Origin of the sequence: Chryseobacterium carnipullorum (genome assembly GCF_900142785.1) — a bacterium.
Classification (GTDB): domain Bacteria; phylum Bacteroidota; class Bacteroidia; order Flavobacteriales; family Weeksellaceae; genus Chryseobacterium; species Chryseobacterium carnipullorum.
In genome coordinates, this window is the sequence record NZ_FRCD01000034.1 from 1 (window position 1) to 11517 (window position 11517).

Annotated in this window: 14 protein-coding genes and 1 pseudogene; 6 read left to right on the forward strand and 9 right to left on the reverse strand. The window is 32.0% G+C overall.

What is annotated here, in order from left to right; translation table 11 throughout:
- From BUC06_RS23980 to BUC06_RS22900, 4 genes and pseudogenes are all read left to right on the forward strand, one after another.
- Positions 1-190, forward strand: a pseudogene (locus BUC06_RS23980) (plasmid mobilization protein); the annotation flags it as partial.
- On the forward strand, positions 184-999 hold the full coding sequence (locus BUC06_RS22890; protein ID WP_073336910.1) for a relaxase/mobilization nuclease domain-containing protein: 816 nt from the start codon (positions 184-186) through the stop codon (positions 997-999). The pseudogene BUC06_RS23980 and the gene BUC06_RS22890, both read left to right, overlap by 7 nt.
- Before the next feature lie 24 nt (positions 1000-1023).
- The gene (locus BUC06_RS22895; protein ID WP_073336912.1) at positions 1024-1593 is read left to right on the forward strand and encodes a hypothetical protein; all 570 of its coding nucleotides are present in this window, start codon (positions 1024-1026) and stop codon (positions 1591-1593) included.
- Positions 1594-1638: 45 nt separating this feature from the next.
- On the forward strand, positions 1639-1989 hold the full coding sequence (locus BUC06_RS22900) for a hypothetical protein (protein WP_073336913.1): 351 nt from the start codon (positions 1639-1641) through the stop codon (positions 1987-1989).
- 293 nt (positions 1990-2282) lie between these two features.
- Here the strand turns inward: BUC06_RS22900 and BUC06_RS22905 are convergent, their stop codons facing one another.
- Together BUC06_RS22905 and BUC06_RS22910 are read right to left on the reverse strand one after the other, a co-directional pair.
- Positions 2283-2849, reverse strand: a complete 567-nt coding sequence (locus tag BUC06_RS22905) for a hypothetical protein (RefSeq protein ID WP_073336915.1) — start codon at positions 2847-2849, stop codon at positions 2283-2285.
- A gap of 48 nt (positions 2850-2897) precedes the next feature.
- Complete coding sequence (locus tag BUC06_RS22910; RefSeq protein ID WP_073336917.1) at positions 2898-5282, reverse strand: DUF11 domain-containing protein; 2385 nt, start codon at positions 5280-5282, stop codon at positions 2898-2900.
- Between the two features lie 142 nt (positions 5283-5424).
- On the opposite strand from BUC06_RS22910, the gene BUC06_RS22915 reads away from it, so the two are divergent.
- Entirely contained in the window at positions 5425-5889 is a 465-nt protein-coding gene (locus BUC06_RS22915; RefSeq protein ID WP_062703508.1) for a hypothetical protein, read from the forward strand.
- A gap of 113 nt (positions 5890-6002) precedes the next feature.
- Here the strand turns inward: BUC06_RS22915 and BUC06_RS22920 are convergent, their stop codons facing one another.
- The 7 genes from BUC06_RS22920 to BUC06_RS22950 all read right to left on the reverse strand — a co-directional run bounded on the left by BUC06_RS22920 (position 6003) and on the right by BUC06_RS22950 (position 10158).
- Positions 6003-6302 (reverse strand): transposase, encoded by a 300-nt coding sequence (locus tag BUC06_RS22920; protein ID WP_073336919.1) that lies wholly within the window; start codon positions 6300-6302, stop codon positions 6003-6005.
- Complete coding sequence (locus BUC06_RS22925) at positions 6299-6718, reverse strand: transposase (protein ID WP_073067011.1); 420 nt, start codon at positions 6716-6718, stop codon at positions 6299-6301. Before BUC06_RS22925 ends, BUC06_RS22920 begins: the two co-directional genes overlap by 4 nt.
- A 160-nt stretch (positions 6719-6878) precedes the next feature.
- Positions 6879-7187: a HigA family addiction module antitoxin gene (locus BUC06_RS22930; RefSeq protein ID WP_062703493.1), complete on the reverse strand. Its 309-nt coding sequence runs from the start codon at positions 7185-7187 to the stop codon at positions 6879-6881.
- Positions 7188-7222: 35 nt separating this feature from the next.
- Positions 7223-7507, reverse strand: a complete 285-nt coding sequence (locus BUC06_RS22935) for a type II toxin-antitoxin system RelE/ParE family toxin (protein ID WP_062703495.1) — start codon at positions 7505-7507, stop codon at positions 7223-7225.
- 131 nt (positions 7508-7638) lie between these two features.
- A complete protein-coding gene (locus BUC06_RS22940; protein WP_062703497.1) occupies positions 7639-7845 on the reverse strand; it encodes a hypothetical protein in 207 nt (68 codons plus the stop codon).
- A 936-nt stretch (positions 7846-8781) separates the two neighbouring features.
- Positions 8782-9225, reverse strand: a complete 444-nt coding sequence (locus tag BUC06_RS22945; protein WP_073336921.1) for an HTH domain-containing protein — start codon at positions 9223-9225, stop codon at positions 8782-8784.
- 3 nt (positions 9226-9228) lie between these two features.
- Positions 9229-10158 carry a replication initiation protein gene (locus BUC06_RS22950; protein ID WP_073336923.1) on the reverse strand — a complete coding sequence of 310 codons (930 nt, stop codon included), beginning with the start codon at positions 10156-10158 and terminating at the stop codon, positions 9229-9231.
- A gap of 1046 nt (positions 10159-11204) precedes the next feature.
- Between BUC06_RS22950 and BUC06_RS22955 the strand changes: the two genes are divergently transcribed.
- Positions 11205-11517 (forward strand): plasmid mobilization protein (locus BUC06_RS22955; protein ID WP_139263425.1); only part of this gene is annotated, 313 nt, incomplete at its 3' end.

Consider the following 11517-nt stretch of genomic DNA (forward strand, 5'->3'; position numbering starts at 1 on the left):
CCGGATTATTCTGCTTGAAAAGGAACTTCCGGACTATGAAAAAAATATCATGCTGACGGAGTATGCAACGAATTTCCGGAGAATCGGCAATTATATGAAGAAAGAAATGTTTACCGAAAAGGAGCGAGCAGATCTGCTCAAAGAAATTGAAGACACTATAAAAGGCATTAAAAAACAGATCAAATGGTAATTTCTGCATCTACAAGGAATGTAAGCTCCAAATCCATCCAGTACCAACAGAGCGACAAGGAGCAGAGCGTGGAAGTCTGCAGGAACGGATTATCGGGAGAGAAGCCGAAAGAACTGTTTGAAGAATTTAAACAGGTTGCGGATCTGAATACAAGAACGGAGAATAAATACGTTACTGCTGTGATATCGCCCCCCAAAGAATACAGCCGAGATTTAACTCTGGAGCAGTGGGGAAAACTGGCAGAGGATTATTTAAAAAAGGAGGGAATAGGTAAAAACAATCAATATTTAGTGCATCTGCACCAAAGTACAGACGATAAGCACCTGCATATCATAGCGAACCGGATAGATTTTCACGGTAAAAATCAGGTAACGAGCCACAATATAGGGGAAAGAGCTTCTAAACACGCTGAAGTATTATCGAAGGAGCGGAACTGGAAGACGGCACAGGAGATCACCGGAGAGAAGAAAGCAGAAATCAAAAACGTACTTCTTCAGGAAAAATCGCAAAGCCGGAGCTTGGGCGATCTTGTTTCGAGAATGGATAAAAGAGGATATATTATGCAGATCAGTGAGAACTCCAAAGGCTTAAACGGCGCAAGGATCATCCCGAAATCCGATATCAATATGAATCCATCCGTTTTGGAAAAAGTAACGAAACAGGGTTTTAAATTAAGCGATATCGACCCGAAATTAAAGATTAAGGAAATCGCCCTGGAACTTACAAAACTTACTCCTAAAAACATAGCATTGGAAGTAACAAAAAGTGTAACCAGGAATATTACCAAAGACAGAGGAATGTCATTATAAAGTAGTAAACAAAATATAAAAATTATGGAAGAACAGAACAACAATCAAAATGCCAGTTCTCCGCGGCTTAACCCTGTGGAACTACTGGAACAGTTAAAAATAACGACAAGCGCACTTGAAAAGCAAATCTCACAACTCAATTCCGAATCTGCATCCATGCAGGAGCTTAGTATGGAGGTCTCCGACATCTTTGATCGGAAAGTACAGGAGCTTAAAAAAAATGTTTCCGGTATTGAGGTAGGTATATCTCCGGAAGATCTGAAGAAGCTCGAATCTTACAAAGATTATTTTAAGCATTACAAGCCGGTATTATATACTTCTTTATTTGTCATGCTCTCAGGTTGGGGATTGGGTATTTTCGGGGCATATTCCGGAATCAAATGGTATAAAGAGAGCGTAAGGACAAAACAGGAGATCAGGAGCGAAGTCCTTCAGGAAATCGGCAAGGACGGAAATGTTATCGTATCAAAGGAGCAATGGGAAAATTACCAGTTTCAGAATGAAGTGTTAAAAGAATGGAAGAAAACTAATCCTGAAGACAGTAAATCCCTTATAGATTACGGCAACGGATATAAAGCAAAACAAAAAAAGTGATGTTTTTTCCGACTATAAACAGACCTGAAAATTTATCTTTATAAAATGATAAGCGCTAAACATCCCTTAGAACAATACAATACAGCACAGGAAAATTTTATTAATAATCTTGCTGATAAAGACAAAGAATATCATTCCTTATTATTTTCTTATGGTAACGCCAGTTATCTATATCATAATTTACCCATAGAACCAAGTTTTGAGGATTATACGGAGTGGTTAGAGGGATTGCAAGAAAATATTAGAAAAGATATGCAGTCCAAAGGATTTGAAACCTGTAAAAGCATTTTATCCTTTACCCGTTACGTGAGAGAAAAAAGAGATATTCACATGGAAGATTTTATTATAGAAAAAATGGGAATTGAACAATACGGTAAGTATAAAGAGCTTTTCTAATGCTGTGAGAATCGAATAAAAAAATATCCGGGTCAATCTCCGGCAGAGAACAGGGAGAAGCTGTTAAGGTATTTGGATTTAATAGATTGCGCATAAATCGGCTTCGCCTACTCATGTATGTTGAGGAGAATTATAAATTCTCTCAACATACATTCGGGAGAAATTTATGTTTTTATACAGTTCTAAAGACTGTCTATTTTTATTATTAGTTTTTTAAGCTTTTTGACCGGGCTTTTTCATATTTCCAAGTTTGGTATGGTAGAAATAGGATAATAAATTATAACAGTCAATATTTATGGTTTCCAAAAGCTCCATTTACTACCATTAAAAACAGCTAATCGTTTTGTACCTGTTTTGTTTACAAAAACCATCATTCCTGGTGAGGGACTTGGAATATTGTTAACATCGGAAACTACAGGTAACACTAATGCTTTAGTAGAGGATTCTAATACTAGAACACCATCATTTACTGTTGTAAAATTTGCTCCTATAATGGATCTAGCATTACTGTCTTCCGTTATTTGCGACATTGTAGGTTGACTATTTAAATAGAAACTGACATCTGCACCTTGGCCACTAAGATCAGTCCAATGATCTGTAGTAGAAGGGGTATTATTAAAAAATTTTATTCTTGCATTAGTAGGATCAGTAACATCTAAAATTATTGATCCTTCAGTAGGGATACTTGTTTTTTGCCTAACGTAGGGTAATAAAATTCCTTTATTGTTTGTATTTGCGAATTCTAACAGTACTGATGATTTGTTATTGATAGGAGCAGTTCCTATTGCATCTCCAACGATTATTTGAGAATAAACAATCCCAGATAATATCAATGCGGTTATGATAAATAAATTTTTCATTATATAAATTTTTAATTTAAAACATATTAGAAATTAACAATATATTTATTATGGACAAGCAGGTTTAGAGAAACACTTCCAATCCCCGTCAGCATAAATTTTCAAACATTTACCGAAAATATCATAAACCATCATTCCTTCTATTGGATTAGTAATTTTACTAATATGATTTGCAGCGAAAGTCTGTGTAGGATCTGAAGTCATTCTTGTAATCACAAATCCTTTAGTATTAGATTCCAAAACCATATATGCAGAATTTCTGTTCATTGGCCAACCTCCATTGTTTGCTCCGGCTCTTTTCAATAATGTTACTCCAAAATTAGCAGGGATTCCAATATTATTATTGATTATAGGATTGTAACATACAAGAGATACCATTACTGTATTATTTGTTTTGATATTATTACAAGATCCTCCTAAACCATTATTGGAACATTCATATTGAGCATCTGTAGGAGGGATCATAATATCAGGATTTGTTGCATCTGGATCTGTTATATCATTAGGACGTAAAATAGAAGCTACTACTAGTTGGGTTCCTGCAATAGCAGAATTACTAACTACTAAAGTAATAGTATAGGTAATTTCACAATTACTAGGAAGATTGAGCTTTGAAGAATATGAATTTGTTGCAGGATTATAATTCAAAGGAACACTTTCGTTTCCACAACTGTTTGAAGAAAATGTAATGGTTTGTGGCATTAATCCATTAGGAATTTTAAATGTAAAAGGAGCTCCTAATGCATTACTTGGTCCGCCATTTTTTACTTTTATAGTATAGGTAATTTGATCTCCATCATAGGCAATAATGTTATTTGGGGTAACTGAATTAATCATTAAATCAGCGATTTTAACAACCACTTGGGAGTTTGTTGTTTGTTCTTGAGCTTTAATAAAAGTCCAGGTGTCGATTGATTTTTCATTACCAAAAGTATCAGTATATCCATTTCCATTGAGCCCCCATTTATGTCCATTAGCGTTACTGCTAATACCTATACTATTAGCTGGTGGAAGGTGGCTATTGTTCTTAGGAGAAGAAGAAGTTCCAGAATTTGCGTTAGGAATGTCAACATCATTCCAGTAAACAATATCTGAAACTACCTGATTTAGATTAGCATAGTTTAACAGTTCTATAATAATTCCTAATCTATTATATTCCACATCTATAAAGGGGAAATGAACTTCAGCACCTTGCAATCGGATTGTAATTTTTACAGGGAACGTACCTACAGGCGAAGCATTTCCGTTTCCATCTTTACCATCCCAGTAAATTTGGTTTGCTCCAGCAGAAGAAGCTCCTGTGAGAACTCTTGTTACAAAGTTAGGGTTTGTAGGTGTACTTTCTATAGTAATATTATAATTACCTTGTACATCTGCATTAAATTTTATATAACCTCCTTTATTGCTTATTTGTCCATTAGTACCTTCTACTCCGACTACAGATACATTACTAACATTGGGTGTTGTCACTGGGTTTTTTAGCCAAGTATTTCCATTAGGAACTGCTCCTACAGATGAAGAAGGCAAATCTGTGGCAGGTTTTGTATAGAAAATTTTATGAGTAATATTCTTTTGAGTATCTGCATCATTAGGATTATGTACTTTCCCATTTAAAAAAGAAGGAGTTGAACCATTTAAACTTTTGTAGACTGGCAGTTGGTTATTCTGATTTAAAAATCCATTATTATTTGTAAAAAAAGTAAAATGAATTCCATTTTGTCCATTATTTTTAACCTGATATGTATACCCATCCTTAGTAAGCGGATATACAATACCATAAAATCCATTACTATTAACATTGGTAAAACCAAGACTAAGGTTTAGTACATTGGTATAAACCCGTCCAGAAATAAAAGCAGTATTGTTAGGGTTAATCACAGAAATGTCCCATGCCATAATACCTGATTTATCATCTTGTACCCAGTTGTCATTAGCATTAAATGTAGCTTGAGGGTCTGCAGTACCTCTTGAAACAAATTCAATTCTATAAATACCTGCACCATTTGCAGGAACTTGATAATATATTGGAGTATATCTATTTCCACCTGTTTGACCAAATAACTGAGGACCAGCTATTTCTGATGATCTGTTGGGGATTTGTCCAGCAATAGTATTATTGTTAACTACAATTGATCCATTGGGAGCATATAAGCGAATTTTAGAATTACCACCATTAATTTGAGAACTAGAAGCCAAAGTAATTCTCTCTCCTTCTTTGGCATAAACATAATGAATTCCTTCATTCGGGAATGGCCAATTTTCCGTTGCCTGTGTGCTAGAACGGAGATATGCACGTAAACCTGTTACACCATTAGGATAAAGATCTTTTGATCCATCAGCAAATAGATGATTACTAAAAATTAAGAAATATAAAAATATAATCGTGTTAAGAGGTCTAGCAAGTTTTTTTTGTAGAGTAAATTTATTTTTCATAATGTTTTTTTTGCAAATTTAATGTTTTTTAACAGTAAATTTTTCCATTTGAAAATTATTTTTGGATGAATGAAAAATTTGAAAAGTCTATATATTTTTTTTGAATGATTTTCGATAATGATAGAACTAATAATTTAATACAATGAAAAATAAAATTTTAACTGTTTCTTTAATGTCTTTTTTGATTATTTTATCTTGCAACGATAAAAAAAGTAAAGATATTGGCTCCAACACGATTAAAAAAGTGAATGATTCTATTAGTTCTAAATTACTATATGAAAATGCTATAACAAAAAATGTAGGAAAATACCCTCATGAAATTAATTTATTTGATAATGTTGAAGTATCAAAAAGATTAAAAAAAATTGTAGGGAGTAAGTATAAAGAGATTATAGAAAACTTTAATACAGAAACACCAATAGTTTCTGAAAATACAATTTATAAAGTAACTGGATGTAAACAACACGAGTGCCCTTTATTTCACACTACTATTTTATTTGATGCAGAAAAAGACAATTTTAATGTAGTAGTAGACAATAACGGTAAATCTGAAGAATTTATAGAGAAAGAGAAGATTAATTTGTCCCAATCTTTAAAAGATAAGTAAATATTATAAATAATTTCAAAATAAAATCTAACTATATAGTGTGGTTAGATTTTTATTAAAAAAAAGATTAAAATTGTTCGCTCATACTAATCTACAAATAATTTTTTAAAAAATTATTTGTAGATTTTTTTATATTTTGTTATTGTATTTCTACTCATCTTAAAATGTTTCGCCAATTGAATGTTATTTAATTTATGCTTTTTCTGATAATCTAAAATTTTTAATATATCTGATCTTTTATAAGATTTAAATTTTTGATTCTCTGTTTTTTTTCCAAAAATAATTTCATTAAGTTTATTTATATCTATTGATGAAAGATTATTATTCAAAACAATTGGCTTGCATTCATCAAGTTTTTCTGGATATTTTTTTTGAAGAATATCAAGATAGATGCGTTTATAATCTGGTCTCATTTTGAATATTTACTAATCCATTTATGTAATGTAGTCTTTGGAATTTTATATTTTTCTATTACTTCATTTTTACTCATTTCATCAGAGTTTATTTGCTCTAATATAAATTCAATGATCTCTTGTGTATAAATATTTTTTCTAAATTCCGGAAGTTTTTTTGATTTCAAACTTTCAGCATTGGTTCTTTTACTTGGTGGAGAATAAAGAATAAGATGTTGGCTATATATTCTGAAAAAATCATATTCTAGTAATTTGCTCCATTTCAAGAGCAACTCGGTGTCTAATGATTTTTGTGAGAACATATTTTCAACATCTGTTTTACTTATTTTAAAAAAATTGCAAGCCCTTTCAATAGAGAAATCTAATTCTTTCCATTTTACTAAGATTAAATGGCCTATATGTATATCTTTGTACATAAAATATTACTTTTTAAGTAACTGAATTTACAATTATTTTTTTATCTTTAGATTATCATTTCTGATGAGAGAGAATTATATTGTTATCTTAATTAAAGACAGTTTTTTAGAATTCTGTCTTTTTTGTTTATTTATAATATAACAAATTTATTATTAATATCTAAGCAAATTCGAATTTATCTAATTCAATATGCTTCTCTTTAAACTCTTTTTCAGCTTCTCTTAAATCATAAGAGGTTTGTAAGCGAATCCAAAACTCTGCATTACCACCAAAAACTTTGGAAATTCTTATTGCCATAATGGGAGTAATTACACTTTTACCATTAACAATATTGGATAAAGTGGGTCGTGTAATACCTAAGAGTTTAGCAGTTCTTTCAACAGTTAATTTATTGGGTTTAATAATCTGGCTCGAAATAATTTCACCAGGATGCGTATTGTGCTTAATAGCACGGATTAAAGGTTTCATATAATTAAAATTTTATTTTACAGTTTCTACAATTCTTAATGAGTATCTAATAAATCTAAATCATAAGCATTTTTATTTTCAAATCTAAAAATAATGCGATAATTACCTGTCACATCCACAGACCAAAAACCTTTTAATTTCCCCTTTAATGGATGTAATCTAAGCCCCTTAAAAGGGTCAAAATCTTGTGGTATTTCTTCAACATTATCAATAATATCTAAAATTTCACGTATTCTATCAACCATTTCTGAAGGTAATTTACTAACATCATCTTTCGTCCAGTATTTTTTTAATCCTTTATGCGTTATGGAATATATCATTACTTTTTGCTATTTGTGAAAAAAAATGTATGCTGTAAAGTTACGCATTACGTTTTGAATACACAAACTTATTGAAAAACGTACAGCTCTTTCGGCTTCTGTCTGTTCCTGTTCAAACCGCCTGATATCTTTTACATCCTGTTGGTATGATTGAGGAGTACTGTTGTAGTTCTGGAGAACTGAGGGAACAGTATTATTTTCAGATTGGTAAATTTCTGATCAGAATAATTCTGAAAAGTGGAGGGATTGGGATTTTCCATAGTCGGGAACTTAGGAATCTGGGCGAATCCCAAAGGGCCTAAACAGAGGAAAAAGTATTTAAAATAAAAATTTCTCATTGTGTGAATTGTGATTTTGGCGACAATTATAAATAAAAATATTCATTTCCGAAATAGGTAAAAAACCCCATATTTTTTCGAGTATTTTACGGTAAAACTATATCAGAACAGCGACAAAATGTGTCGTATTTTAAACTGATTCATTTCATACTTGATTTTTAGGCACAAAAAAAGCGTGGAACTATGTCTACTGCCTTAGAGGTACTGGCATACCCGAACACAAATAAACATAGAAACCCACGCCGGAACGTGAGCATTGCATATTCTTGTGTTCTTTGAAGTGCCAGTTTTCTAAGACAAGAAAGCAAATGCTTTAATTTTTTACCGTAAATGTTATTGGTGCGAATTTAAGAAAGAAAAATTAAATATCCATCCAGTGAAATTTTTCAGCCGTCACTTCCTCAGACTGCTCGTTTTTTCAAAACGCTTGTCATTCGTTGCTCCTTAGTTCAAAATTTATCAGGCAAAAGAATTACGCAAAATTGGGTCAAAAAAATGGTGACTATTTTAATGTAACAGAACTTTTTGAAAGGTGGTGATACCTTACGGAACAGACGATATCAGCAAAATTTATCTTTATCTCACAACCATGCTCCGAATGCGTCACAACTTTATTAGAAACCATACAATATACTTGCAAAGTCTTTATTCATGGTATTTATAGAGAAATACAAAAACGTGTCCTTTCGGGAGAACTGAAGATTTTTTCTATTTGTTCCAGAAGAAATTAAGCAAACCGGCAAAGGCTTTAATGTGAGGTTATATTTGAAGTCAGCCGTTTTCAGGGATTAAAACCCTGAGCAATGAATTTTAAAAATTTTATACAATGAATAATTTTGATTTAGAACTGATTAATCAGTTATTGGGAGTGATATTTATCACTATTAAAGTAGTTAAGGAAATTACTAATCTGAAAAAGAAGAAAAAGGATAAGGATTAGTGATCTAATCCTTTTTCCTTCGCTTCAATAAAGTTGCGTTCTTTTACACTTTCAATGAGTTTTTCGTGGATGTCTAACTGCCTATGGTAAGACATCCGGAAATATTCTATTTGTGATTTTAGACTTTCTAAATATTCTTTTGAAATGGAAATTTGTTCTTTTAAAAATGGGTATTCTGTTATACGTTTTTTAAATTCCTCATATTCTTCTTCAGTAAAATATTCAACGTGTGGAAACTCTGAATTTTCTGTGTCGCTGTCTGTCGTTGTTTTGTCGTTGTAGTGTCGCGACAATAGCAGGTTTACAATATCTTCTGGGATTGTAAAGCCTTTATTATTGGGTATTTTTAAAGTTTCTATGAGTGTCGCTATGTGTCGCTGAATTGTCCGTTCGCTGACGCCGAAAAGTTCTGCAACCTCTTTAGTTGTATAATTTTTCATGCTTTAATTTTTTACGGGTAATATTTTTTTTTTCTGATATACACCAATCAAGTAACCCACAGAATTATCAATTTTCAGTTTTCTCTGTCTGATCTTTTCGTTCAGTTCTGTAATTAAGATGTCAAAATCCTTTTCTTTTTCTTTTCCGGCAATCAACTCTGCCTGTTCCTGATTTAAGCCATAAGTAACAAGTTTTGATATGAATTTTTGAACATTTAAAGGTTTTTCAAAATCAATTTCTAACTGTTTAAACTTTTGAGAATTTATATGTATAGTTACCCATTCAAAAGATCTACCTTTCTTTTTAAGTTCAAAATCAATCTCAATATCTGAATTTTCATTAATTTGTTTTTTAGCAATATCTAAAACATATTCTTTGAACTGGCTTATTCTTTCAAACTGCTCATTCCCTTTTTTGTCGATCAGTCCGAGCATTTTTTTAAGTTCTTCAATTTCGAAACGCTTACTTCCTATACTTCGCCATTGACAAGCAATACCATATAAGCGTTTTGCATATTTTGAGGAACAATTTAAAACGGATTTTAACTGTAAAGCAGTAAAATTGTTTTTCAGTTCAAAAAAATAGGGCAGAGCTTCATCATTTAGTTTTACTGAAAAAGAACCAGTCCCAATTAAATAATCAACTTTTGAGAATAACCATAATTGAGAAATCTTTTTCGGAGTTTCAATTTCAAACATCCGAGAGCCTATACTTTCAGTCGCTTCCCTTAATTGCTTTAAATTCCATTTACGGCCTGTTATCGCTTCGATATCATGAACATGGATAGTGTATTCCAATTTATCTTTTTCAAGGCAGGAAAGCACCATAAAAAGAATATCAAGCATACAGGCAGAGTAGTCATAGCGACCTGAAGTAATAACATTGTGTTGATAAATTAGTTTATCGTTTTTGCTGACGTCCATTAATTCCATAATATCAAGATTATTATACAAATATATAAAAACCAATAATAAAAACAATACTGTTTTATAATATATGTTTTAACACTTATAAAAACTGGTTTTTAACTTATAAAAACTGGTTTTTAACTTATAAAAACTGGTTTTTAACTTATAAAAACTGGTTTTTAACTTATAAAAACTGGTTTTTAAATATGTAATCATTTGTGTAATAGATAGTTATAAGGTCTTAAAATAACAAAATAGATAAAATAATAAATATTTTAAAAAATACGTTTGCTCAAAAGGAATTTTATCTGATCTATTGGAACGAAAATTTTTCCTGTCATTCTGTCATGCGGAGTGAAAGGAAAACAAAAAAACGAAAAACAAACTTTTTACAAGTTGGCTTGGGCGGGCGACTACTATGCTTTGCATAATAATTTGTGATAGATAAATTCTATTATTTGAGTACTGAAATGATGAGCTGTCCGGTGCTGTGATCGGAGCGATACCGTTTCCGGAATGGTGCTGATTTTTTCCTTCAGCTTTTCTATTTTTCCCCTTTATTTTTTTGCAGAATGTTTGGAGTGTTTTTATTTCGGTTCTGAGGGGTGAGCTGATCTGAAGTATTACTTTTTTTAAGTCATTTTCTGAGTGGGTAGAGCTGGGCGATCTTCCGGAACTGGTGAGCTGTACTCTGATAAAAAATGCGCCTGTGTTGCGTGGTAATGCAGAAATGTGTAAATTAGTGGTAAAAATTATGTATATAGTAATGGCAAGTAGTACCTTTTGACGTCAAAAACCTACGATTCCACTACGTTTTATCTCCGATTTTCGCCACAAAAGGACAACTTGCTTTTCTCCTTTCGTCGAAAAGGGAAAGCAGAACCGCGTAGGATTACCGTACACTTTTTAAGTATAGACCTACATAGTTAGATTTTATATGGTCGGAAAAAACAAAGGAGAAAAAAATAAAAGCTCTCCCAAAAAGGAGAGCTGATTGCAATCATTAACCAAAAAATTAATGATGAAAAAAACATTTATTAGAGTCCTAAGATATAAAAAAATGCTGAATTATGGAAGATCAAAATATAGAGGATTGGGAATCTCTTTTTAAAGAAGAATTTGAGAAGACCGATAGACAAAACCAATATAGAGAAAGGGGTAAGCTCGGAGGTCGCCCGAAACTCAACGCCCCAAAATCGGAGCGTTTAGCCCTTCGTTTTACAGTTCAGGAAATGAAAAAGCTAAAAGAAAGAGCGGATAAAAAAAAGCTGAAGCTCACGGATTACAGCCGGATTATTCTGCTTGAAAAGGAACTTCCGGACTATGAAAAAAATATCATGCTGACGGAGTATGCAACGAATTTCCGGAGAATCGGCAATTATA